At 56.6% G+C, this 24,376-nt stretch carries 20 protein-coding genes; 7 read left to right on the top strand and 13 right to left on the bottom strand.

Going from position 1 to position 24,376, the window contains the following annotated elements; translation table 11 throughout:
- The 8 genes from ACESMB_RS11090 to ACESMB_RS11055 all read right to left on the bottom strand — a co-directional run.
- The coding region (locus ACESMB_RS11090) for an AAA family ATPase (protein ID WP_372971555.1) at positions 1-1,077 on the bottom strand (1,077 nt) is incomplete at its 3' end.
- 104 nt (positions 1,078-1,181) lie between these two features.
- Positions 1,182-2,291 (bottom strand): 3-dehydroquinate synthase, encoded by a 1,110-nt coding sequence (gene aroB, locus ACESMB_RS11085; RefSeq protein ID WP_372971554.1) that lies wholly within the window; start codon positions 2,289-2,291, stop codon positions 1,182-1,184.
- Complete coding sequence (gene aroK, locus ACESMB_RS11080; RefSeq protein WP_372926011.1) at positions 2,284-2,850, bottom strand: shikimate kinase AroK; 567 nt, start codon at positions 2,848-2,850, stop codon at positions 2,284-2,286. The genes aroB and aroK overlap by 8 nt, the downstream gene beginning before the upstream one ends.
- 127 nt (positions 2,851-2,977) lie before the next feature.
- On the bottom strand, positions 2,978-5,068 hold the full coding sequence (pilQ, locus tag ACESMB_RS11075) for a type IV pilus secretin PilQ (protein WP_372971553.1): 2,091 nt from the start codon (positions 5,066-5,068) through the stop codon (positions 2,978-2,980).
- A gap of 65 nt (positions 5,069-5,133) precedes the next feature.
- Positions 5,134-5,682 (bottom strand): pilus assembly protein PilP, encoded by a 549-nt coding sequence (locus ACESMB_RS11070; protein ID WP_372971552.1) that lies wholly within the window; start codon positions 5,680-5,682, stop codon positions 5,134-5,136.
- A 2-nt stretch (positions 5,683-5,684) separates the two neighbouring features.
- On the bottom strand, positions 5,685-6,296 hold the full coding sequence (locus ACESMB_RS11065) for a type 4a pilus biogenesis protein PilO (protein ID WP_372926008.1): 612 nt from the start codon (positions 6,294-6,296) through the stop codon (positions 5,685-5,687).
- A complete protein-coding gene (locus tag ACESMB_RS11060; protein WP_372971551.1) occupies positions 6,296-6,859 on the bottom strand; it encodes a PilN domain-containing protein in 564 nt (187 codons plus the stop codon). Before ACESMB_RS11060 ends, ACESMB_RS11065 begins: the two co-directional genes overlap by 1 nt.
- Positions 6,859-7,923 (bottom strand): pilus assembly protein PilM, encoded by a 1,065-nt coding sequence (locus ACESMB_RS11055; protein ID WP_372926006.1) that lies wholly within the window; start codon positions 7,921-7,923, stop codon positions 6,859-6,861. The genes ACESMB_RS11060 and ACESMB_RS11055 overlap by 1 nt, the downstream gene beginning before the upstream one ends.
- Positions 7,924-8,137: 214 nt before the next feature.
- Between ACESMB_RS11055 and ACESMB_RS11050 the strand changes: the two genes are divergently transcribed.
- Positions 8,138-10,624: a penicillin-binding protein 1A gene (locus ACESMB_RS11050; protein ID WP_372926005.1), complete on the top strand. Its 2,487-nt coding sequence runs from the start codon at positions 8,138-8,140 to the stop codon at positions 10,622-10,624.
- A 90-nt stretch (positions 10,625-10,714) separates the two neighbouring features.
- Here ACESMB_RS11050 and ACESMB_RS11045 read toward each other — a convergent pair whose 3' ends face one another.
- Positions 10,715-11,980 carry a malic enzyme-like NAD(P)-binding protein gene (locus ACESMB_RS11045; RefSeq protein ID WP_372926004.1) on the bottom strand — a complete coding sequence of 422 codons (1,266 nt, stop codon included), beginning with the start codon at positions 11,978-11,980 and terminating at the stop codon, positions 10,715-10,717.
- A gap of 229 nt (positions 11,981-12,209) precedes the next feature.
- Positions 12,210-12,431: a 50S ribosomal protein L31 gene (rpmE, locus tag ACESMB_RS11040; protein ID WP_285393107.1), complete on the bottom strand. Its 222-nt coding sequence runs from the start codon at positions 12,429-12,431 to the stop codon at positions 12,210-12,212.
- Positions 12,432-12,682: 251 nt separating this feature from the next.
- On the opposite strand from rpmE, the gene ACESMB_RS11035 reads away from it, so the two are divergent.
- The 5 genes from ACESMB_RS11035 to hslU all read left to right on the top strand — a co-directional run bounded on the left by ACESMB_RS11035 (position 12,683) and on the right by hslU (position 19,344).
- Complete coding sequence (locus tag ACESMB_RS11035; RefSeq protein WP_372926034.1) at positions 12,683-14,863, top strand: primosomal protein N'; 2,181 nt, start codon at positions 12,683-12,685, stop codon at positions 14,861-14,863.
- Positions 14,864-14,991: 128 nt separating this feature from the next.
- Positions 14,992-16,677: an arginine--tRNA ligase gene (argS, locus tag ACESMB_RS11030; RefSeq protein WP_372926003.1), complete on the top strand. Its 1,686-nt coding sequence runs from the start codon at positions 14,992-14,994 to the stop codon at positions 16,675-16,677.
- Positions 16,678-16,737: 60 nt separating this feature from the next.
- Positions 16,738-17,373 carry an SPOR domain-containing protein gene (locus tag ACESMB_RS11025; RefSeq protein ID WP_372971550.1) on the top strand — a complete coding sequence of 212 codons (636 nt, stop codon included), beginning with the start codon at positions 16,738-16,740 and terminating at the stop codon, positions 17,371-17,373.
- 99 nt (positions 17,374-17,472) lie between these two features.
- Positions 17,473-18,003, top strand: coding sequence for an ATP-dependent protease subunit HslV (hslV, locus tag ACESMB_RS11020; protein WP_372926001.1), 531 nt, complete (start codon positions 17,473-17,475; stop codon positions 18,001-18,003).
- A gap of 12 nt (positions 18,004-18,015) precedes the next feature.
- Positions 18,016-19,344, top strand: coding sequence for an ATP-dependent protease ATPase subunit HslU (hslU, locus tag ACESMB_RS11015; protein WP_372971549.1), 1,329 nt, complete (start codon positions 18,016-18,018; stop codon positions 19,342-19,344).
- 75 nt (positions 19,345-19,419) lie between these two features.
- Here the strand turns inward: hslU and ACESMB_RS11010 are convergent, their stop codons facing one another.
- The 3 genes from ACESMB_RS11010 to ACESMB_RS11000 form a co-directional block, all read right to left on the bottom strand.
- Entirely contained in the window at positions 19,420-20,661 is a 1,242-nt protein-coding gene (locus tag ACESMB_RS11010; protein ID WP_372927607.1) for a patatin-like phospholipase family protein, read from the bottom strand.
- A 100-nt stretch (positions 20,662-20,761) separates the two neighbouring features.
- Positions 20,762-23,068 carry a phosphoenolpyruvate--protein phosphotransferase gene (gene ptsP, locus ACESMB_RS11005; protein ID WP_372927606.1) on the bottom strand — a complete coding sequence of 769 codons (2,307 nt, stop codon included), beginning with the start codon at positions 23,066-23,068 and terminating at the stop codon, positions 20,762-20,764.
- 21 nt (positions 23,069-23,089) lie between these two features.
- Positions 23,090-23,614: an RNA pyrophosphohydrolase gene (locus tag ACESMB_RS11000; protein ID WP_372927605.1), complete on the bottom strand. Its 525-nt coding sequence runs from the start codon at positions 23,612-23,614 to the stop codon at positions 23,090-23,092.
- 175 nt (positions 23,615-23,789) lie between these two features.
- Here ACESMB_RS11000 and ACESMB_RS10995 point away from each other — a divergent pair.
- On the top strand, positions 23,790-24,376 hold a 587-nt coding region (locus tag ACESMB_RS10995; protein WP_372971548.1), incomplete at its 3' end, for an HAD family hydrolase.

The raw sequence follows: 24,376 nt of genomic DNA, 5'->3' as shown, positions 1-24,376 counted from the left end.
CTCTGGCTCTGGCTCTGGCTCTGGCTCTGGCTCTGGCTCTGGCTCTGGCTCTGGCTCTGGCTCTGGCTCTGGCTCTGGCTCTGGCTCTGGCTCTGGAACAGGCTGCACTGGCGGCTCTTCCATCGTCAATTCGGGTTCGATCTCCGATGACTCAGACACCGGTTCGATTCGCTGGGGATCCGGATTATCGGGGCCAATGGTTATGCTTTTCCGGACTTTTTCTGGCTCTGGCGACGCCTGCTCCCGGGCAACGGTATCGTCATATTGCTGGGAAACCAGCCACCAGGAACCTGCCAGCAGCACCAGGGCAAGAGCCGGCCAACGCAGGTTGAGTGGCATGGAGAATGGCCGCCTGCCCCTGCGTCCACTTCCGGATAGCGTCATGTCCAGCCATACCGCCGGGGTAACCCGTTTCAGCCGGGAAAAACTGCCCTGGCTCAGGCTGTGTATCTGTGACAACCTCGCCGATGTCAATAACGTCTTCGCATCGCCACCTGCCCGATGAATCCGGGGCTCCAGATAGGAAGCTATTTCTTCTCTGGTTAGTGGCCGAAGGTTGATCTGGTGAACACCGTCACCATCCCCGGAAAGTCCCAACATTTCTATCAGCTGTGTGCTGCCGCTGAATACCGGAACAGCCGCTGCGGAACGATCAGCTGCACCAAACGCAGCCAATAAAAGTCTCACAATTTCAGCAGGTGCCCGGTCGGCGTCGTCGATCAGAAGCACCATCCGCTGGCCCTTGCGCGCACGAATTTCTGACCATCGAAAAAATCCATACACTGAATCCCGTGCACCCTCGTTGGGCTTCAAACCCTTGTGGGCGATACCGAGCAGGGCACGGGCGAGTGCCTGGGGGCTGGTCAATGCGGCAGCTGGAAGACGATGAAAGTCGAGGCGGGACGACTCACTTCTGACCAGTTCCGCCAATAGCCGGCTTTTGCCGGAGCCCGGATCACCCGTTAGCAAGAGTGCGAGGTCGCCAAAACCACAAAGATGGCGGAGCGTTTCCAGGGCATGGTGGCGGGATGCATCCGGGAAAAACGGCGTTTCCATATCGAGAGGATTGGCTCTCAATCCGTACCTTTCCTGCAGACGCGGGAAAAGCCCGCCCCCGTCAAGACTGTTGAGCCCCTGATCTGTCACTGTCATTCCCTGTAACGTCTTTGTTCGGTTGCCATTCAGGCGTGCACATCGCCTGAAACCACGCAAAAGGCCCGGAGTGTCTCATCCAGCTTCACTACGTCTACTTCATCCGTTACAACGGCATCTCCGAGAGCCCGGAGCAGAACCAGGCGCAATGCACCATCGACATTTTTCTTGTCCACAGCCATCAGGCGGTGAAAATCATCCGGCGTCATGCCTTCCGGCGCACGCCCCGGAAGGCTCGCCTGCGCAATAAGCCGTATTGCTCTGGCGCGGTCCTGCTCGCTGATCATCCCCTGGCGAAGTGAGAGATCCGCCGCCATCATCATGCCTGTACCTACGGCCTCTCCGTGCAGCCAGTTACCGTACCCTGCAAACGTCTCCATGGCGTGACCAAAGGTATGCCCGAGATTCAGAATTGCACGCAGCCCGCCCTCTCTTTCATCCAGGGCGACAACATCCGCCTTGCATGCACAGGAGCGATAAATGGCCTCCACCAGCGCGGTGGTCTCAAGATCAACGAGAGCGGTGACTTCCTTTTCAAGCCAACCCAGGAATTCTGTATCCCGGATTAACCCATACTTGATGACTTCTGCAAGGCCAGCTGAAACTTCACGGGGCGGAAGAGTTCTGAGGCTTTCAGTATCAATCAGCACAACCTCCGGCTGATGAAAGGCCCCGATCATATTCTTCCCAAGCGGATGATTGATGCCCGTCTTCCCGCCAACGGAAGAATCCACCTGTGAGAGCAGCGTGGTCGGTATCTGGATGAACGGTACCCCCCGCTGGTAAGAGGCCGCCGCAAAACCGGTCATATCGCCGACTACGCCGCCGCCCAGTGCAACCAGAGTGGTTTTCCGCGAATGCCGCTGCTCCAGAAGATGATCAAAAATCCGGTTCAGGGTTTGCCAGTCCTTGTACTTTTCACCGTCCGGCAGAACAGCAACATCCACGTTTTTACCGGGGAAACAGGCCTTGGCAGACTCAAGGTATAAAGGAGCGACCGTTTCATTGGACACAATCATCACCTGGTTGCCCTGCACGAACGGGGTAAGGTCATAGCTCCCGAGAAGTTCCTGTCCAATAATAATCGGATAGGTCCGCTCGCCCAGGTCTACGGTCAGCTCCCGCGCTGAATCAAGCATGATTTCTGCCTTCCTTGCGTATCTGTCGTTTGTGCCTGGGCGTTCGGGGATTGATGCGATTCACCAATTGCCGCACCACCAGCCGCGGGCTTTTGCGATCAGTAAACATGACAACGTCAGCAAGCTCCGTGTAAATCGGATCCCGGATGGCGAACAGATTTCGCAGAACAGCTTCTGGATCGTCGTTTTGTAGCAGCGGGCGGTTTCTGTCCCGCCGGGTTCTTTCAACCTGTTGCTCTATCGATGTTTTAAGATAGACCACGACCGCGTCGCGCTTCAGAAGGGCATGGTTTTCCTCACGCATTATGGCACCCCCACCGGTCGCCAGGACCGTTTGTGGACTCTCGGACAGTTCCGCCAGCATCGCTGTCTCACGTTGCCGGAAACCATCTTCGCCTTCCACGTCAAAGATCCAGGGAATATTGGCTCCGCATCGCTCCTCGATGATCCGGTCAGAATCCAGAAAACGATAGCCCAGCTCTTTGGCCAGCATACGACCAATAGTGCTTTTGCCGGCCCCCATCGGGCCAACCAGGACAATTCGTTTTGGCAAGGACATATCTTCCGCTCATCTATATTCCGGCGGTTGAGAATAGCACAGGGTAACGTTTTCCATAAGTTTCGGAAAACGAACGGGCAAAAAAAAACCGCCGTCCATGGACGGCGGTTTTTCGGGAGTGACCGGATTACTGAATCAGGTCACTCTTGATGATCTTCGGCGTGATGAAGATCAGCAGCTCACTCCGCTCATCAATATGCTCGGTGCGTTTGAACAGGCGGCCCAGGTATGGGATATCGCCCAGGAACGGTGTTTTTGTGGTGGTCGTTGCAACCTCGGACTGGAAGATACCGCCCAGCACGACCGTCTCGCCGTTGCCAACGAGAACCTGGGTGGTTACTTCATTGGTGTTGATCGCCGGGATACCGGCCGTCACCTCACCCCGGGAATCCTGGTTTACCACCAGATCCATGATGATCTTGTCATCAGGTGTAATCTGCGGAGTCACTTCGAGAGAAAGCGCTGCTTCCTTGAATGACACCGAAGTTGCACCGCTGGAAGAAGCTTCCTGGTAGGGAATCTCTTCACCGGATTTGATCTTGGCGGTCTGTCGGTCAGCGGTGACCACGCGTGGCTGGGAAACCACTTCTGCCTGCCCGTCGCTTTCCAGCGCCGAGAGCTCCAGATCCACCAGGAAGTCATCACTCCCCCAGCCAATGGCAAAAGAAGAGGCACCATCACCGCTTACACCAAGATCAACTGCCAATGCGTCCGGGAAGGTGGTTTCAAACCCTGGACCGGCAGCCGAATCACGGGCGTCCTGAACGCCACCCAGAGAGCCACCGACGGAGATAATGCTTCCATCCCCCCTGGCATCAAAGCCGGCACCGCCCCAGCGTACACCCAGGCTCTCGGCCACATTGGTCTGCGCACGGACAATGCGAGCCTCGATAGAGACCTGACGCACGGCAACGTCCCAGGTCGAGACCAGACGCCGGATCTCATCCAGCTTTTCCGCGGTTTCCCGCACGCTGATGGTGTTGGTACGCGCATCAGACGATACGAAGCCACGTGAGGAGATCAGCTCCTCATCCGCTTCGATCAGAGATACAACATCTGCGGCTTTAGCGTAATTGACCTGAATAATATCAAGGCGAACAGGTGCCAACTCGGCGATCTGTTTGTTGGTTTCAAGCTCCAGCTTTTCCCGGGCAGCAATTTCGTCAGCCGGCGCAACCAGAAGCACATTGCCAATCTGCCGCTTGTCCAGACCTTTGGTTTTCAGAATCAGGTCCAGTGCCTGATCCCAGGGTACATTCTGCAACCGCAGCGTAATGCTGCCGCTGACCGTATCACTGGCCACAAGGTTGAGGCCGGTAAAGTCTGCAATCAACTGTAAAACCGAACGAACCTCAATGTCCTGGAAGTTCAGGGACAGCTTGTCGCCGGTGTAGGGGAACTTATCTTCACGACGGGATTCCGCCTCTTCTTCGGTCAGCTCTTCTACGCTGACCGTAAACTGGGAGCCGGACTGATAAGCGATATAGTCGTAATTGCCTTCGGGGCGGATCTCTACAATGGCATTGCCATCTTCGGTGAAGGTGTCAACACGGGTAACCGGCGTTGCAAAATCGGTCACATCCAGCCGGCGGCGGAGGTTATCAGGAACACTGGTTCCGTCCATCGTCAGGCGAATTCGACCACCCAGTTCAGAGAGATCAACCGGGGTGCTGGCACTGCCCAGATCGACGATCACCCGGCCTTCACCGTCCTTGCCTCTTCTGAAATCAACGCCGGAAAGCGCATCACCAGAAGATGATTCCCGTGACTGTCCGGATGATGCAGTTGTAACGGTCCCAGGTGAACTTGTAGTGGAAGTAGTGGAAACGGCAGCACCATCTTCAGAACCAATCGTCACTACAAGGCTGTTCTGGTCGCGGACTGTTTCGTAGGGCGCCAACTCCGCCAGATTGAAAATCAGCCGGGTACGATCCTTGGTTTCTACCACCGTCATGCTCTGGGCATTCCCGGAGCCAAGCGAGATATTGCGGCTACTCAGGCCGCTGTCAGTGTCCCGAAGATCCACCGCGATCCTTGCAGGCCGTTCGATGGTGTAACCACTCGGTTCCGGTGGTTGGCCGTCAAACTTCAGCGTCACTTCCACCCGGTCTCCGGATAGCGACGAAAACGACACGTCTTCCAGCGTGACCGCATTGGCCAGGCCGGACAACAACCCAAAAGCAATCACGCCGACGTATACATTGAGTTTTCTGAACATCGCTAGCCTCGACCCCAAACTTTTTTGTTCATGCATGTTTCTGTCATTTGTCATATTGCCGCTCCTTAGCCTTCATTTTCATCCAGCGACAGCGAGCGTGGACGCTCGACCCATCCGCCCCGGCCATTGGGAACGATCTCCATCAGTTCAACCCGGGTTTCATTAACACCGATAATGCGTCCGTAATTCTTGCCCATATAATTTCCGGACCGCACCCGGTGAATGCCACCATCGTTATCCCTTACAAGGGCAAACAGGCTTCCGGAGGTATCACTCAGAGTTCCCACCATGTTGAGTTCCTTCAGATCGAAGTTTTCCAGAACTTCTCTCGGTCGATCCAGATCCGGCTCAACGTCGCTTTCCGGCTCCTGATCAACCATGGTGAGCTGAACATCAATCGGTGGCTCGAACGGCGCCCTGCGATCTGCAGCTGAATAGCTGAACGCCTCGTACGCCTTGAATTCCGGTAGGGGCTCTACGTGCCCACGGGGTTTGTCCCGGGTGTCTGACATAAACTTGTCCAGATCGGAAAAGCCGTTGCCCTGGGAACACGCCGTCAGAAGAGATACCAGACAAATACCTATCCAGGCTTTTGCCGCATGCTGTTTCGCCATGCTCATTCTCCAGCCCGGTAGCGGTAGGTGCGTGCAAGAACCTGCATATCAAGCTGCTCTCCATCACCGCCAGTTGGTGTTACGGTTAGATCGTGCAAGGTCACAATACGGGGCAGGCCCGCTACACTGCTGACGAAACTTGCCAGCTCATGGTAGGTGCCCGTCACCCGGATATTGATAGGAAGCTCCGAATAGAAGTCCCTCTGCTGCTCTCCCTGCAGCTTGACTTCCTGAAGCGCAAGACCGCTGCCCAACGCTGTGTTGGTTATGTCTTCCAGCAGGCCCGGCACCTCGGTTTCACTGGGAAGCTGTCGCACCAGGGCGCCGAACGTCTCTTCCATCTCCTCCATCTGGGCCTTGAAAACTTCCAGGTTAGCAACCTGGTAAGCCTTGTTCTCGTAACGCTCACGCAGTTCCTGTTCAGTGTTCTCAACCCGCTCAAGCTGGGCATACTGATCCTTGATGAAGAACCAGTAACCACCCCCGAGAATCAGACCGAAAATTATAAGGGCAACGATTGCCTTCACTGGAGCTGGCCAGATACCGGCGTTGTTGACATCCAGATCGTTGATATCAAATTCATTGAGGCTTTTAAGTGAGTCCGCGAGGCTCATTACTTATCCTCCCCTTCGGGCTCTGGTGTTTGTTGTTGAACCGACAGGTTGAACTGGCTGTAACCAGCACGGGCGTTGTCGGCAGCAGCGACGTTAGAGAGGTTGGGATCGTTGAACCAGTCGGACTGTTCAAAGCGCCTCATCAGGGACGAAATGCGGCTGTTGGACTCAGACATACCGACAATCTCCACGCGCTCTCCGGTTTTCTTGAGGCTGGTGTAGTACAGCCCATCCGGAAGCGTGCGAACCAGCTCATCGAAAACCCTTACGATGACCGGACGCTTGCCCTGGAGATCCTGGATCACCTGCATGCGGGACAGAAGCTCGTCGCGCTTGCGCTTGAGATCCTCGATTTCCCTGATCTGCTTGTCGAGTTGCTTGGTCGCAGTTTCGATATAGGCGTTCCTCGACTCCTGGTAGGCGATACGGTTATCCATATCCGTCTTCCAGAGGAACGCGAGGCCGCCAGCAATGATGGCTGCACCGAGTATCATGACCACGAACTGTTTCTGTTTTTCTGCCCGGAGTTCTTCGCGCCAGGGCCTGAGGTTAATCTTTGCCATCAGTCAAAGCTCCTCATTGCCAGCCCGCAGGCAATCATGAGTGAAGGCGCATCGTTGCTCAGCGCAGATGCATTCACCCTGGAACCAACAGCCATGTCTGCAAACGGATTTGCAACCAGCGTTGGCGTGCCTGTTTTTTCTTCAACCATTTCTGTCAGCCCCTGGATAGATGCCGTGCCGCCAGCCAGGACCACGTAGTCGACCGCATTGTACTGACTTGCGCCGAAGAAGAACTGCAGTGCCCGCGCTACCTGCTGAACCACCGCTTCACGGAAGGGCGTCAACACCTCGGATTCATAGTCGTCAGGCAGCCCTCCCTGCTTCTTCGCCAGGCCTGCCTCTTCAAGAGACAAACCGTAACGACGCTGAATTTCCTCGGTAAGCTGCTTGCCGCCAAAGATCTGCTCGCGGGTGTAGACAGTTTTGCCTTCTGCGAGCACGCTGAGTGTTGTCATGGTCGCACCAACGTCCACAATGGCCACCACAAGCTCTTCGCCCTGGGAATCAAGCTGGGATTCGATCAGGGCGTAGGCCCGCTCGAGCGCATAGGCTTCCACATCCACAATCTTGGTGGTCAGCGAAGCAATCTCGAGCGCGTCTTCGCGGATATCGACGTTTTCCTTCCTGCACGCGGCAAGAAGCACATCGACCTGATCGGGGTTGGTTTCAGACGGTCCCTGCACCTCGAAGTCGATTGCCACTTCATCCAATGGGTACGGGATGTACTGGTCTGCCTCCAGGGTGATCTGATCTTCCATCTCGAACTCGTTAAGACCACCGTCCATCTGGATCAGCTTGGTAATAACGGCGGAGCCGGAGACAGCCACGGCCACCTGCTTGACGCTGGTGCGGGACTTGGATGCAACGCGCTTGAGTACTTCACCCACCGCTTCCACATCCGTGATGTTTTTTTCTACGACAGCGTTCGCCGGTAATGGCTCTACTGCGTAGCTCTCGACCTTATAGCGGTCGCCCTGCTTTGATAGTTCCAGTAGTTTGACCGAGCTGGAGCTGATATCCACACCCAAGACAGCACTGGACTTTTTTCCGAACAATCCGAACACGCGCTCACCCTATACCTGGTTACATGCACCGGGTTATGAAATCTCCTGACGGAGCTCTTTCATATGTGTTTTTTATTTAAGAGAATTTCTTCAGTTTTCCGTCTACAATGCTCGTTCTTCTTTAAATGGGAAACATTGTACCCGGGAAGCGGCTCGCCCTTCCTAAAGCAATTTCTCAAATGATAGACCTATATCCAACAGTTGTCAGAAAAAAATGTCTCACTTGTTACGTACATCTCGCCTGTTTGCATGGCTTTTTCTCACTGGACTCAGTCTCGCCACAATCGTGGCGTCAGGATTTTACCTCTATCTTCGCCCTGGGCTGCCTCCTGTCGAACAGCTTCTGGACATCAAGCTGCAGACCCCGTTGAGGGTGTACAGCGCAGACGACAAATTAATAGCAGAATTCGGTGAAAAGAGAAGGGCACCGGTCACAATCGAACAGATCCCTACAATTCAGTTACATGCCTTCCTGGCGGCTGAAGACGCCCGTTTTTACGAGCACTTCGGGGTCGACTTCAAAGGCCTGATGCGGGCTGCCATCGAACTGGTCTCCACCGGAGAGATTCAGTCAGGGGGCAGTACCATCACGATGCAGGTTGCAAAAAATTACTTTTTGTCACGCGACCGGACGTTTATTCGCAAGTTCAACGAGATACTTCTGGCTCTTCAGATCGAGCGTGAACTGGACAAAAGCCGCATCCTGGAGCTCTATCTTAACAAGATTTACCTCGGCAATCGCGCCTACGGAATCGCTGCCGCAGCACAGGTTTACTACGACAAACCTGTAACCGAACTTTCCCTGGCAGAAATGGCCATGCTGGCAGGCCTGCCCAAGGCGCCTTCAGCTTATAACCCCCTGGCCAACCCGAGCCGCGCAGAAGCCCGGAGAAACTGGATCCTGGGTCGCATGCGGGACCTGGAGTACATTACACCAGACGCATACGAACTGGCCGCTACGGCTCCTCTGACCGCCACCTTCAATGCGCCTTCCAGCGAGGTTGAAGCCGATTACGTGGCAGAGATGGCTCGCGCTGACATGGTGAGACGATTCGGCGATACTGCCTACACCGATGGCTACAAGGTCAAGCTGACCGTGGACAGCAAAAAACAGCGCGAAGCCACCCTGGCCCTGCGCAAAGGCCTGGAGGAGTATGACCAGCGTCACGGTTTCCGCGGCCCGATTGGTCAGGTGGGTGAAGACGAACTGGAACCGGACAGCCTCGATAACCTGATGGCGAACTACCCCCGGGTTGCAGAACTGGTTCCGGCCGTTGTCACCAGCGTCAGGGACGACGACAATGAGGTTGACCTTCACGCTCGCGGTCTGGGCACCTCGGTTATGGCATTCAACACCATGACGTGGGCCAGACGGTACAAGACCGAAAACCTGACCGGACCGGAACCTGAACAACCCTCGGACGTAGTTGCACCCGGCGATATTGTCTATGTGAAGCCCATGGTTGTGATGACTCCCGAGCCGGCAAGCAACGACGAAGATTCGGGAGAAAGCAGCGACCAGCCCATTGCCGGGATCCCTGACGTCAGGCGCGTTGCCCTGTCGCAGGTTCCCAGAGCCCAGGGTGCGCTGATATCCCTGGAGGCAAAAACAGGCGCCATGGAAGCACTCGCGGGTGGCTATAGCTTCAGCCAGAACAAGTATAACCGGGCCACCCAGGCGAAAAGACAACCAGGCTCCACGTTCAAGCCGTTCCTTTATCTCAGCGCCCTCGAACAGGGGATGACTCCGGCGACAATCTACAACGATGCTCCGATCGTTTTCGACGACTCCGAACTGGAAACGACCTGGCGACCACAAAATTCTTCCGGGCAGTTTTACGGCCCGACCCGCTTGAGAGAAGCCCTGTATCGGTCAAGAAACCTGGTTTCCGTGCGCCTGCTGAGAGACCTCGGTATACAGAACACCATTGACTACCTCGACCAACTGCAGATACCCACCGAGGACATGCAGAAGGATCTGTCGCTTTCACTTGGCAGCGGGCAACTGACCCCCATGGATCTCGCCCGGGGTTTCGCAGTCATCGCCAATGGCGGTTATGACGTTACCCCCTATCTGGTCGACAGCATTTCTGATGTCAATGACGAAGTAATCTTCGAAGCACCCCAAGTCATTCTTTGCGACGACGACTGCGACGAGGAACAGAAAGAGATCGACGAAGAAGATCGCAATGCCCGCATTGCAAGAAGACTCGCAGACGAGCGCTCGGTATATATCCTGCACTCGATGATGCGTGACGTTATCAGGCTGGGCACCGGCAGGCGTGCACAGGCGCTTGGAAGGGACGACATCAGCGGCAAAACGGGCACCACAAACGAACAACGTGATACCTGGTTTGGCGGGTTTAATCACGACATTGCCACGACAGTCTGGGTTGGTTTTGACCAGCCGCAGCCCCTGGGCCGCCGGGAATTCGGCGCGAGTACAGCCCTGCCCGTCTGGCTTGACTACATGACAGTCGCCCTTAACGGGGAGTCATCCTCATTGATGCCAAGGCCCAACGGGATTGTAAACATCCGGATCGACCCGGAGACCGGCGAACGTGCACGCCCCGGGCAGGAAGGCGCCATGTTTGAGCTGTTCAAAGAAGAAGATGCGCCCCCAGAACTGGACCCCCAGGACGAGTCCTCGGGCAGCAGCGACAATGGCGATGACGGCGGTCTTTCCAGACAGATCTTCTGAGCGCCCTGATAAAGTCCCTTATGATCAATAAAAAAACCGGCGGGGATATCCGCCGGTTTTTTTTATCGCCTGAAACCCTGAGAGACTCTATCAGATAATATCGTCCATGGACTTCAGCGGGTAATGGGCGGGATAGGCATTGCGCGCCACACCTGAATCCACAGCCGCCTGCGCAACCGCGGCCGGAACAACCTCCAGCAAGCGCACATCCATTGGCTTGGGAATAATGTACTCCCGGCCAAACTCGAAGCTCGCAACGTCATAGGCCTCGCAGATCTCCTGCGGAACGGGCTCTTTCGCCAGCTCGCGAATCGCGTGAACCGCTGCCACCTTCATCTCTTCATTGATCGCTGTGGCGCGTACATCCAGCGCACCACGGAAAATGAAAGGGAAGCCCAGTACGTTGTTTACCTGGTTCGGGTAATCCGACCGGCCAGTAGCCATGATTAGATCATCGCGGGTAGCCAGCGCTATTTCCGGGCTGATTTCCGGATCAGGATTGGAGCATGCAAACACAATCGGATTCGGCGCCATCAGCTTGAGCTGTTCAGCGCTCAAAAGATCAGGACCGGAAAGGCCGAGGAATACATCCGCACCATCCATCGCATCATCTAACGTGCGCTTGTCAGTGTCGTTGGCAAACATCGCCTTGTACTGATTCAGGTCGTCACGACCAGAGTGAATCACACCCTTGCGATCCAGCATGAAGATATTTTCCGAACGAACACCGCAGCTGATCAGAATCTTCATGCAGGCGATAGCCGCTGCACCGGCACCAAGACATACAATCCTGGCCTCTTCAATCTTTTTACCCTGCAGCTCCAGGGCGTTGATCATGCCAGCTGCAGTTACAATGGCAGTACCATGCTGGTCATCATGGAAGATGGGCACGTTGCACTTTTCAATCAGAGCCCGCTCGATCTCAAAGCACTCAGGCGCCTTGATGTCTTCCAGGTTGATGCCACCAAAGGTGTCGGCAATACGCTCAACAGTTTCGATAAACGCCTGGGGGCTTTCGGAATTGACTTCGATATCAAAGACGTCAATACCGGCAAAGCGCTTGAACAGTACGCCTTTGCCTTCCATGACCGGCTTGCTCGCCAGGGGGCCAAGGTTACCCAGACCAAGAATAGCGGAGCCGTCAGAAATAACGGCTACCAGATTACCCTTGGCAGTGTACTTGTAGGCATTTTCTGGGTCCTTCGCGATCTCGCGGACCGGCTCGGCAACCCCGGGGCTGTACGCCAGAGAGAGGTCGCGGGAGGTTTTGGTGGGCTTGGTGATTTCAACACTCAGCTTACCAGGCCGCGGCTTGGCGTGATATTCAAGGGCTGCTTCTTTCAGATCTTGAGACATTGCCACTGTTCCGTTTGTCACGTTTAAGAGGTTAAAGCCACCGGGCCATGCCCAGCGGAGCGCGACATTATGGCGCGAAGGTCAGCGTCAGACAAGGCCTCACTGACCATTTCGTGATCAGTCAATAAGCCTTTTTGCGTACACACCCACAACAACGGCGCTCGCCGGGACAACCGGCGGATACAAAAAAAGCGCCTCAAGAGGCGCTTTCTTAACATCAGAATCCGGATCAGGCTTTCTTGCCACCGATACGACCACCGAAGCGCTTCTGGAAGCGATCGATGCGGCCACCGGTATCCATAACTTTCTGCTTGCCGGTGTAAAACGGATGGCACTGGGAGCAAACATCCAGTTGCAGATCCTGAGTGTAGGTAGAGCGGGTTTTGAAGGTGTTACCGCAAGAGCAGGTAGCGGTAATTTCTTCGTACTTGGGGTGGATACCTTCTTTCATGGCGAACCTCAGTCGGGTCATGCCGCTACCTGATCACGGGAACTCAAAAGGCTCCAGGTGTCAGGCACCGCATGTTTGAATCAATTAAGAAGACGGGGCACAATCATGCCCTGCCGAAAACAGACAGAGAATCTTACTTGCAATTGTGGTATCAGGCAAGCCCCGGACCGTCTTACCATCCCTCCCGGACACGGGATACGCCGGATAGAGTGCAACAACCGGATAGGCAGTTACCGAAACACCCTCACCCCATGGAGCCCGATGTGCCACGAACCGCGCGCATAGCACTGAACCGCCCTCTCCGGCGGCTGTTCGACTACCTGGTGCCGGATCACATCACTCTGCAACAGGGCCAGCGGGTTGCCGTGCCCTTCGGGAGGCAATCTGCAACCGGCATTGTCGCTGACATCAACGTTCCCCCTCCGGAAGGCATTACCCTCAAGCCGATCAGCTCAGCCTGTGAACAATGGCCCGCATTACCTGCGGAAACCTTCCAGCTGTTAAGTTGGGCAGCAGATTACTACCAGCATCCTCTGGGCGAATGTCTTTTTACCGCGCTGCCACCTGCCCTTCGACGCGGAAGGCCATCCGCAGAAAAACAAGAAGTGTACTGGCAAGCCTGTGGCAACCCTTCTGTATTGCCAGGTAATGCAACACGGCAGAAAGAGCTTCTGGCCTGGCTGCAACGACAGCCCGGAGGTGTCAGCGGCAAACACATCGTTGGGGCAGGTTTTACCCGGTCGCAAATGAAAAGCCTTCTTGGTAAGGAACTGATCCGCGAGGCAACACCGCCGGACGCCGCTGGTGTTCCCGACGAAGTCCGCAACCGCATTCCCGAGCTTTCCCCGGCACAGCGTGATGCAGCAAACCAACTCCCGCCGCCGGCAGATGGTTTTGGCGCCTCCCTGTTGTTTGGCATCACCGGCAGCGGCAAAACCGAACTGTATCTCTATTACCTGAAACACTGCCTGGGCGACAGGGATCAGGCCCTGGTACTTGTGCCGGAGATCAACCTGACCCCCCAGACTGTAGCCCGCTTTCAGCACTACTTCGGTTCACGCATTGCCGTCTGGCATTCAGCCCTGAGCGATGGACAGCGACTGTCTACCTGGCTCAGAATCCGCAATGGCGAACCCGTGATATTGATCGGAACGCGCTCGGCAGTCCTGCTGCCTTTTACTGGCCTGAAAACCATTATCGTGGATGAGGAGCACGACAGTTCCTATAAACAGGGAGAGGGTTTCCGCTATTCAGGGCGGGATACCGCCGTCTATCGCGCACACCTCAACAACTGCCCTGTCATTCTTGGCTCTGCCACGCCCTCCATGGAGTCATACCATAATGCGCTGACCGGCAAGTATTCCCTGATCAGGCTCGAGGAACGGGCGGGCAATGCCAGACCGCCCCGTATCAAGTTACTGGATATTCGCAGCCGTCCACTGGAAGGTGGCTTGTCCCGACCTGCCGTGCAGGCGATCGAAAATTGCCTTCAGGACGGCCAGCAGGCACTGGTTTTCGTCAACCGCCGGGGTTTCGCACCGGTCATGATGTGCTTTGACTGTGGCCACATGGTTGAATGCCCCCGTTGCGACACACGGCTCACCTATCACCGCCGCGATCGTGCCATGCGCTGCCACCATTGCGATTTCCAGACCGCGGCGACGGATCACTGCCCCAAGTGCGACAGCGACGCCTTCAAACCGGTGGGCCAGGGCACGGAACGCACTGAGGACATTCTGACCGCACAGTTCCCCGAGACGCCAGTGGTGCGGGTGGACCGTGACAGCACCCAACGCAAGGGCAGCATCCAGGGCATTCTCAAAAAGGTTAACAGTGGCCGCCCCTGCATTCTGGTGGGCACGCAAATGCTGGCAAAAGGCCATGATTTTCCCAATGTCACACTGGTTGTTGTGGTCAATGCGGACGGCGGGTTATTCAGCGTGGACTTTCGAGCCCCTGAGCAGCTGATCCAGACACTTCTTCAGGTCAGTGGGCGCGCGGGACGGGGCGAGAAACCCGGCGAAGTGCTGATTCAGACCTGCCACAGTGATCATCCCCTGCTCCGCTCATTGGCACAGGGCTACTATCTCCCGGTCGCTGACCAGATGCTTGCGGAGCGGGAAACGGGACAGCTGCCGCCCTATCGAGCCATGGCCATTTTCAGGGCAGAAGCCGAAACCATGGAGAAAAGCCTTCAACTTCTGGATACCATCAAGCCTCAGGCGCTGTCCCGCAACGTTGAAATCTGGGGCCCCCTCCCCGCTCTGATTGCCCGCCGTGCTGATCGCCACCGGGCACAACTGGTACTGCTATGCGGCAATCGCCGGCATCTGAACCGCCAGCTTGCTCGCATTTGCGAAACGCTGGATCAGAGCAAACAGCCGGCCGGCCTGAAATGGATGATTGATGTAGACCCGCAAGAGACCGGATAACTCATTTCAACCGGACTCGCTGCTTTTGCTTGCAGCCACACTTTCCGCGATAATAGCGCCCTTCGATTCCCCGACGGCACACTTATCGTCGAACCCCAATTCTTTTGTAACCCGAGTCGTCCGACAGCATGAAAGAGACCGTATCCGAACTGCTCCAGTCTGCACTGGCAATCCTCCAATCCGAAGGCACCCTGCCCGCAGGCCAGGCTTTCACGCCACAGGTAGACAACACCAAGGACAAATCCCACGGTGATTATGCCTGCAACATTGCCCTGGTAGCATCCAAAGCGGCGGGTTGCCCGCCACGAAAGCTGGCAGAGGCCCTGGTGGAGAGACTGCCGGAAAGTTCAGCGGTGGCGAAGGTAGAGATTGCCGGGCCGGGTTTCATCAACTTCTTCATGAGCACGGCCAGTGCGTTTGAGGTAGTCAATACCATTCTTGGCGAAGCCGGGCAATATGGCCGCAACACCAACGGTAAGGGCGAGAAGGTTCAGGTGGAGTTTGTCTCCGCAAACCCCACTGGCCCCCTCCACGTTGGCCACGGTCGTGGCGCGGCAATCGGCGACTGCCTGAGCCGGCTGCTGGAGGCCAATGGTTACGACGTTACCCGTGAGTTTTACTACAACGACGCCGGCGCCCAGATCAACAACCTGGCGCTTTCCGTTCAGTCGCGGGTAAAAGGGCTGACACCGGAAGACGACAACTGGCCTGACGACGGCTACCGTGGCGCTTACATCACCGATGTTGCCAACGCCTACATGGCCGGGGAAACCGTCACTGCCGACGACCGGGAAGTTACCGGCAAGGCCGACCCGGAAGACCAGCAGGCCATCCGGGATTTCGCCGTTGCCTACCTGCGCCGTGAGCAGGACCTGGACCTGAAAGCCTTTGGCGTGACGTTCGACGTGTATTTCCTGGAGTCATCCCTGTACGAGGATGGCAAAGTGGAGCAGACAGTAAAACGCCTGCAGGAAAACGGCTACACCTATGAACACGATGGTGCCATGTGGCTGAAAACCACCGAATTCGGTGATGACAAAGACCGCGTAATGCGCAAGAAAGACGGTGGCTACACCTACTTCCTGCCCGACGTCGCCTATCACCTCGACAAGTGGCAGCGCGGGTTTACCACCGTGATCAACGAACAGGGCGCAGATCATCACTCCACCATTACCCGTGTTCGCGCCGGCTTGCAGGCACTGAATGCCGGCATACCCCAGGGCTGGCCCGATTACGTATTGCACCAGATGGTGATGGTGACCCGCTCCGGTCAGGAAGTGAAGATTTCCAAGCGCGCCGGAAGCTACGTGACCGTTCGTGACCTGATCGACGAAGTGGGCCGCGACGCGACCCGGTTTTTCCTGGCCGCACGCCGGGTAGATTCCCAGTTGACCTTCGATATCGACCTGGCCCGCTCCCAGACCAATGAAAACCCGGTTTATTACGTTCAGTATGCCCATGCTCGTATCTGCAGCGTACTCAGAAAACTGGGAGAGGAAGGTGTTGAGCGCGGTTTGAACGAGTGTGTTGGCGATCTGTCCCTGTTGACCCTTGATGAAGAGAAGGATCTGGCAAACCAGCTGGCCAAGTACCCGGAGCTGATCGAGAGCTCTGCCAGGCTGCGTGAGCCCCATCACCTGACCCATTATCTGCGGGATCTTGCCGGGCAGTTCCACACCTATTACAACGCCCACAAGGTGTTGATCGAGGATACTGCCGTACGGGATGCAAGGGTAACCCTGTATCTTGCCATCAGGCAGGTGATTGCCAACGGCCTTGACCTGCTCGGTGTGAGCGCACCGGAAGAGATGTAGCCATTCAGGCACCGTGTTACTGATCTGAACATCAAGGCAAGCAACAGGAAATCATCCGGCATGTCCCGAGATTACGCCCGCAAGCATAAACCGGCCAGCAAGCCGGCAACACCGACGAAAGCCGCAAAACCGGCTCGCAAACAGAAACGGCCGGCAAAGCGTCCGGCAGCGGCGAAGTCACAGCGCGGCGGACTGTCCCTGCGCTGGATATTGTCGCTGGCGGCTGTGGGCGGGTTTATCGGCTTTATTGCCTACCTGAACTCACTGCCAACAACCGAGCAGGACAAAGGATCAGGCACGGCCCCGGCCCAGCCACCAGTGGTTGAAGAGCAGGCACCCGATACCACTGCCAGCGATGAAAAACCGGGCTTTCGCTTTTACGACATGCTGCCGGACTCGGAAGTGGTTGCGCCAGAGGTCGAAGAATATGCCCCGGGGCCTAGCCAGCAGACGTTTGATTACCTGGTCCAGACCGGCTCCTTCCGCAAGCAGGAAGACGCGGAAAGACAACGCGCCGAGATCGCGTTCCAGGGGCTGCGAGCCAATGTGAAGCGCATTGATATCGATAGCGGCAGCACCTGGTATCGCGTTAATGTGGGCCCGTTTACCTCCCGCAGCCAGATGAACGCTGCGATCGACAAGCTGGTCAACCTGAACATCCAGCCGCTGGTCCGGAAAATCCCCAAGGAGGGCTGACGGGCCCTCCTGACTCTCTCTTCTCTGCGACCCTTGAAAACCGCCCGCCCGCCTCCATAACTGCTGAATACCGTTTTCTATCAGGCAAGTGGAGCCAGAATGACTACCATACTTTCTGTCAGGCGTGACGACGAAGTGGCCATGGGTGGCGACGGCCAGGTCTCCCTCGGGAACACCGTGATGAAGGGCAACGCCCGCAAGGTTCGCCGACTCTACAACGACAAGGTACTGGCTGGTTTTGCAGGTGGCACCGCCGACGCCTTTACCCTGTTCGAACGTTTCGAGGCCCAGCTGGAAAAACACCAGGGCAACCTCACCCGAGCCGCCGTGGAGCTGGCAAAAGAATGGCGAACGGATCGCGCACTACGCCGGCTGGAAGCCTTGCTGGCCGTTGCCGACAAGACAGCCTCACTTATCATCACCGGCAATGGTGACGTCATCGAACCGGAGCAGGGGCTGATTGCCATTGGATCTGGCGGCCCGTTTGCCCAGGCGTCGGCCAGGGCCCTGCTGGAAAATACCGACCTGAAAGCCAGCGAGATTGTGGAAAAGGGCCTGGATATCGCGGCCGACATCTGCATCTACACCAACCACAATCGCACCCTTGAAGTGCTATCAGCCAACGATTAATCCGGAGCCAGCATGTCTGCAATGACCCCCCGTGAAATTGTCCACGAGCTCAACAAACACATCGTGGGCCAGCAAGAGGCCAAGCGTTCCGTCGCCATTGCCCTGCGCAACCGCTGGCGCAGGATGCAACTGGAAGGCGGGCTGCGTGACGAAATCACCCCGAAAAATATTCTGATGATTGGCCCCACCGGTGTCGGCAAAACCGAAATAGCCCGGCGGCTGGCCAAGCTGGCGGACGCCCCCTTCCTGAAAGTGGAAGCCACCAAGTTTACCGAAGTGGGTTATGTGGGCCGGGATGTGGAATCCATCATCCGTGACCTGGCGGATATGGCCATCAAGATGCTGCGCGAAAAGGAAATGAAGCGTCACGAGCATCGCGCCATGGATGCTGCCGAAGAGCGCATCCTTGACGCCCTGCTGCCTCCGCCCCGTGACTTCAAGGAAGACAGCCAGAAAGTCGAAGACTCCTCTACCCGCCAGCTGTTCCGCAAGAAACTGCGTGAAGGCGAACTGGACGACAAAGAGATCGAGGTTGACCTGCGCAACAGTGGTGCCGGCGTTGAAATCATGGCGCCTCCCGGTATGGAGGAGATGACCAGCCAGCTGCAGAACATGTTCTCCAGCATGTCTTCCGACAAGCGCAAAACCCGCAAGATGAGAGTGGCAGACGCCATGAAGCAGGTTCGCGATGAGGAAGCTGCCAAGCTGGTCAATGAAGAGGAAATCAAGCAAAAGGCCATTCTGAGCGTGGAACAGAACGGCATTGTCTTCCTTGATGAAATCGACAAGGTCGCCAAACGCTCGGAAAACACCTCTTCCGACGTTTCACGGGAAGGCGTGCAACGGGACCTGCTGCCACTGATTGAAGGCAGCACCGTCAGTACCAAGTATGGCGCCGTGCGAACCGATCATATCCTGTTCATCGCATCCGGTGCTTTCCATCTGTCCAAACCGTCTGACCTGATCCCGGAACTGCAGGGCCGCCTGCCCATCCGCGTTGAGCTTCAGGCACTGACACCGGATGAATTCAAACGCATCCTGACTGAACCGGACGCGTCACTGGTTCAGCAATACGAGGCACTGATGGGCACCGAAGGCGTGACACTGACCTTCACCGAAGACGCCATCGCCCGCATTGCGGAAGTGGCTTACAAGGTCAATGAGACCACCGAGAATATCGGTGCGCGTCGACTGCACACGGTGCTGGAACGGCTACTGGAAAGTCTGTCGTTTGAGGCGGGCGATCAGATTACCGACGACTTTGAAGTAACCGCTGCGTTTGTGGATGAGAAACTGGGTGAGTTGGCCGAAGACGAAGATCTAAGCCGGTACATTCTCTGACAGGGACTTCAGGTCAACAGGGTGCGCAGAGGGCGCACCCTATGTTCTACATCCTATTGACGCCTTCCGAGGCGTCTACAGCGCCTTGCTAAAGAGCTCTGTTACGTTATCCAGCCCTGTCGCCAGACGGCCTTTCTGGGCCTTCTTCTTGCGCCCTTTCGCGACATAAAGTGGCAGCATCTCACCATACAGACTGGTGCTGATGGTACGCTGCTCGTCTTCCAGCCGGTCCCTTCGCAGTCGAATACCATACTTGGCCAGTTTCGGTTCCAGTTCATCCGCACGGTTCAGCAGGTCACGCCGGGTCATCTGGTAGGCGTGCTCGCACACCATCCGACGGGACTGGAAGCTGAATACATTCGAGAAAAACAGTTTGGCATCATCCCGGGTAGGCTCGAACAGCAGGATATCCTTGTCCGGATAATCCCGTGCATACTGGGCAATCCCGGACTGCATGCGGGAATAAACCATGGTGCGGAACATCTGGGACAGCAGATGGGGCATGCCGGAGCGGGTCAATTCCCCCGGCGCCATGGTGCCGGCCCGTACTGCCGCGCTGGCATCAATCGGCACCTGGGGATTAACCGCAAATACCAGATCGGCGCCATCCTCAAAAGCCACCGAAGCATGCAGGCCTTTTCTCAGGGTGCCATCCACATAGTAACGCCCGTCAATGGTGACGGGCACATAGATCCCCGGCGACGACATGCTGGCCTGGATCGCCCTGGAAATGGGCACATGGTCGAAGCCGGGTGCCCCAAAGCAGACAGCCTCGGTGCTCTCCACGTCCGCCGCCACAATGTACAGGCTGCGACGGAGCTGGCGAAAATCATTGGTACGACCGAGCATGGTAAAGGCCCGCTGCAGGTAGTCATGCAGACCTTCATTATCAAATAACCCGGCAGGTGCCGCCTGCGCGAGGATCGTCATCGCTTCCAGCAGACTCTGGTCATAAGGGTTGTTCACAAAACGGCGAACCGCTGTGGTCATCAGGCCGGGTACCGCAAGCATCCGGCTGCCGAACTCCCGGAAGGCGGGGCGATAGAACACCTCCGGATGGAACGGATGGACCTCGGCCTCATTCCGCACGAAAATCCGGCATAGCTGGGCCGTGGTCATCTGGTTGGCCAGATTGGCCGCCACAAAAGACCCGGCATTCACGCCGACGTAGACGTCAATATCGTTAAAATCGAGCCCGTCCAGCGCTTCATCCAACGCCCGCAATGCCCCGATTTCGTAGATTCCGCCCAACGCGCCTCCGCCTCCAAGAGCGAGACCGATGCGGGGGCGGGGCTTGATTGCTGTCGTCGTTGCCATTATTTCTTATCCCCTTGCGGGTACTGTTGGCTAATGCCTCTTACCGTAGCAGTCCATTTTAGAGTGAACACCCTATGTGAAACTCCACGGCAGCCAGCCATCAGGAGAGCGCCTTCTCGGCATGAGCTATGGAGCTTGACTTGCCGGGTCGCAGATAACGCCCGAAGCCGGCATTTCGAAGCGCCAGATCCACACAGCTTTTGATAACGTGGGGCGAATCCAGCAATAGTACGTCTTCAAGCAGCTGGGTGGCCCATTCACGGCTGACACTGCGAATAACGGACTTGACCTTGGGCAGACTGGCCGCGTTCATCGACAACGAGTCATACCCCATCGCCATCAACAAAAGAGCGCCACCGGGATCACCTGCCAACTCACCGCAGATACCCACGGGCTTGCCCACCGCATGGGCATCCTGGGCAACCCGGACGAGCGCCTGCAGTACGGCCGGATGATAGGAGTGGTACAACTGGGCCACACGCGGATTGTTACGATCGACCGCCAAAAGATACTGGGTCAGGTCATTGGAGCCGACCGACAGGAAATCGACACGATCCGCCAGCTCGCGGATCTGGTAAACCGCCGCTGGAATCTCCACCATCACCCCGACCTTGGGCATATGAATGTTAAAGCCTTCTTCCCTGACCTCGTGATATACCCGGTAAATCAAGTGAAGGGACTCTTCCACTTCGGAAATATTGCTGATCATCGGCAACATGATCTGAAGATTGTTCAGCCCCTCGCTCGCCTTGAGCATCGCCCGAACCTGCACCAGGAAAATCTCCGGGTGGTCAAGGGTTACGCGGATACCGCGCCAGCCCAGAAACGGGTTTTCTTCCTGAATCGGGAAGTAAGTCAGGGCCTTGTCGCCACCGATATCCAGCGTGCGCATGGTGACCGGGTTGGGAGCAAATGCTTCCAGTTGCTCACGGTAATACTCCCGCTGCTCCTGCTCGGAGGGGAAGCGATCCTTGATCATGAAGGGCACTTCAGTACGGTACAGGCCTATGCCCTCGGCACCGTGGCTCAGTGAGCGCACCACATCCGTCATCAGGCCGGTGTTCACCAGCAACGAGACCCGGTGATTATCCGTGGTTTCACAGGGCAGATCCCGCAGGGCTTCAAGCCCCTTGACCAGCTCATCTTCCTCGTCGCAGATTTCCTGATAGAAATTCCGCAGATCCGCAGAGGGAGACGCAAAGATCTGCCCTTCAAACCCGTCGACAATCAGATCCTTGCCGTCAAGCTGGTTTACCGGGATGTCCACCAGGCCCATGACAGTTGGCACCCCCATGGCACGGGCCAGGATGGCAACGTGGGAGTTGCTGGAGCCTTTCACCGACACCAGGCCGACCAGACGCCCTTTCGGAACCTCGCCCAGCATGGCCGGGGTTAACTCTTCGCTGACCAGGACCGTGTTCTCCGGATAAACCGTGTCTTTCTGTTCTCCCTCCTGCAGGTGAGACAGCAAACGGCGTCCCAGGTCGCGGATATCGACAGCCCGCTCCTGGAGGTAGTGATCTTCCATCATTTCAAAGTGACGGATATACTGCTGCACCACCTGCTTCAGGGCGCCCTGAGCCCAGAAACCTTCCTTGATCCGATTGGACACCTCGCCCGGCATGGCATCGTCGCCCAGCATGCGCAGGTAGACATCGAACAGCGCCTGTTCTTCAGGACGAAGCTGGGACGCAAGCCGCGCGGCCACCCGCTCAATATCTTCACGAACCGCAGTGACGGCGCCATTAAACAGCGACAACTCCAGTTCGACGTCGTCGGTGGGTTTTTCCGGTACAACGTCCAGATCCGCTGCCGGGTAAACGACTACGCCTTTGCCGATGGCAACACCCGGCGCACCGGGCACACCACTGAAACTGACATCCGTCGCTTCTTCACCGGTCAGGGACAGGCCACTGATAGCGCCCGTCGCCTCGCTATGGGCAATGACACCGGCCAGCTGCGCCGAAACCGTTACCAGAAACGCTTCCTCGCCCTCATCAAAACAGCGGGAGCTTTCCCTTTGCTGAACAACGAGAACCCCCAGAACCCGGCGATGGTGAATAATGGGCACACCAAGGAACGAGCGGAAACGCTCTTCGCCGGTCTCGGGGAAATAGCGATAGCGGGGATGAGAAGGGGCATTCTCCAGATTGATAGGCTCTTCGCGGGAGCCCACCAGACCGATCAGGCCCTCGGAATAGCCCAGGCTGACCTGCCCGACCGCTTGCTGGTAAAGGCCTTCGGTGGCCATGAGAATGTAGCGATTGGTGGCCGGATCAAGCAGATAAACCGAGCATACCTCGGTGTCCATGGCTTTCTGCACACGCGAAACAATGACGTCCAGCGCTTCCTGCAAATCGCGGGCGCTGTTTACCTCTTGTACAAGACTTCGCAGTATGCTCAGCATGGCGGCTTCAATCCGTCATTTCTATTGATCCTTCGTACGCCGGGACTGCTCGTTCCGGTGCCACTGTTCCATGTTATAAAACAGCCGCGGCGCGAGCTCTCGCAGCGCACGTCGATAGACTTCCCGTTTGAACGAGACGACCTGCCCAAGAGGGTACCAGTAACTGACCCATTGCCAGCCGTCGAATTCCGGTGAGTCTGTACCGTCTACGCGCACCTGCGCATCCGGCGAAAGCATCCTCAGCAGGAACCATTTCTGTTTTTGTCCCACACAGACCGGATGCGAATTGTGCCGCACCATCCTGCGAGGGAGGCGGTATCTCAGCCAGCCACGGGTACAGCTGATGATTTCCACATCGCCCGTACCCAGACCAATTTCCTCTGCCAGCTCCCTGTAGAGAGCTTCCTCCGGTGATTCGTCGTGCTTGATGCCACCTTGAGGGAACTGCCAGGAGTCCTGCCCTATTCGCCTTGCCCAGAGGACTTCCCCCCTGTGATTGGCCAGAATGATTCCGACATTGGGTCTGAAACCGTCTGAATCTATCACGGCACAGTCCTTTTAAAAGTCGGTCGACCGGATTAAAAATTTACCGGCCGGATTTATCCAAGTTGCTCTCATTCTTACAGAATCCCAAGGCTTCGGCAAACGGAGCCGGCGGCGGCATGTCATGGTAGACTGTCGCCCCCTTTGACATTCGCCCTTCCTGCCGGAGGAACCAACGTTGACGCTTGCGATTTTTGATCTTGATAACACCCTGCTCGCCGGGGACAGCGACCATGCCTGGGGTGAATTCCTGGTGGAAGAGTCGATTGTAGACGCGGATGAATATCAAAAAGCCAATGACAGGTTCTATCAGGAATACCTGAACGGCGAACTGGACATCATGCACTACCTGAGCTTCGCCCTGCAGCCACTGGCCCACCACGATATGAAGCAGCTACTGGCCTGGCGGAAGGAATTCGTCGAGAAGAAAATCCGGCCCATGATGCAGGCCAGCGCCACAGAACTACTGGACAGCCACCGCGCCCAGGGTCATACGCTGCTTATCATCACTGCCACCAACCGTTTTGTAACCGAGCCAGTGGCAGAGCTGCTGGGTATTGAGCACCTGATTGCTACAGAGCCCGAGTTGGTTAATGGACGCTACACGGGAGAAGTAGCGGGCGTTCCAAGCTTTCAGGACGGTAAAGTAACCCGCCTGCATGACTGGCTCGAATCAACGGGCGAGAGCCTTGAAGGCGCCTGGTTTTACAGCGACTCCCACAATGATGCTCCCCTGCTTCGCAAGGTGGACAATCCGGTAGCAGT

Source organism: Marinobacter sp. (assembly GCF_041686475.1).
Taxonomy (GTDB): domain Bacteria; phylum Pseudomonadota; class Gammaproteobacteria; order Pseudomonadales; family Oleiphilaceae; genus Marinobacter.
The sequence above is the reverse complement of the archived record's forward strand: the minus strand, read 5'-3'. Positions and strand labels throughout refer to the sequence as shown.

Bases quoted from the DNA above. Each gene is read 5' to 3' on its own strand.
- aroB (WP_372971554.1), bottom strand. From the start codon at position 2,291: ATGCTTGATTCAGCGCGGGAGCTGACCGTAGACCTGGGCGAGCGGACC.
- aroK (WP_372926011.1), bottom strand. From the start codon at position 2,850: ATGTCCTTGCCAAAACGAATTGTCCTGGTTGGCCCGATGGGGGCCGGC.
- pilQ (WP_372971553.1), bottom strand. From the start codon at position 5,068: ATGTTCAGAAAACTCAATGTATACGTCGGCGTGATTGCTTTTGGGTTG.
- ACESMB_RS11070 (WP_372971552.1), bottom strand. From the start codon at position 5,682: ATGGCGAAACAGCATGCGGCAAAAGCCTGGATAGGTATTTGTCTGGTA.
- ACESMB_RS11065 (WP_372926008.1), bottom strand. From the start codon at position 6,296: ATGAGCCTCGCGGACTCACTTAAAAGCCTCAATGAATTTGATATCAAC.
- ACESMB_RS11060 (WP_372971551.1), bottom strand. From the start codon at position 6,859: ATGGCAAAGATTAACCTCAGGCCCTGGCGCGAAGAACTCCGGGCAGAA.
- ACESMB_RS11050 (WP_372926005.1), top strand. From the start codon at position 8,138: ATGTCTCACTTGTTACGTACATCTCGCCTGTTTGCATGGCTTTTTCTC.
- ACESMB_RS11045 (WP_372926004.1), bottom strand. From the start codon at position 11,980: ATGTCTCAAGATCTGAAAGAAGCAGCCCTTGAATATCACGCCAAGCCG.
- rpmE (WP_285393107.1), bottom strand. From the start codon at position 12,431: ATGAAAGAAGGTATCCACCCCAAGTACGAAGAAATTACCGCTACCTGC.
- ACESMB_RS11035 (WP_372926034.1), top strand. From the start codon at position 12,683: ATGGAGCCCGATGTGCCACGAACCGCGCGCATAGCACTGAACCGCCCT.
- argS (WP_372926003.1), top strand. From the start codon at position 14,992: ATGAAAGAGACCGTATCCGAACTGCTCCAGTCTGCACTGGCAATCCTC.
- ACESMB_RS11025 (WP_372971550.1), top strand. From the start codon at position 16,738: ATGTCCCGAGATTACGCCCGCAAGCATAAACCGGCCAGCAAGCCGGCA.
- hslV (WP_372926001.1), top strand. From the start codon at position 17,473: ATGACTACCATACTTTCTGTCAGGCGTGACGACGAAGTGGCCATGGGT.
- hslU (WP_372971549.1), top strand. From the start codon at position 18,016: ATGTCTGCAATGACCCCCCGTGAAATTGTCCACGAGCTCAACAAACAC.
- ACESMB_RS11010 (WP_372927607.1), bottom strand. From the start codon at position 20,661: ATGGCAACGACGACAGCAATCAAGCCCCGCCCCCGCATCGGTCTCGCT.
- ptsP (WP_372927606.1), bottom strand. From the start codon at position 23,068: ATGCTGAGCATACTGCGAAGTCTTGTACAAGAGGTAAACAGCGCCCGC.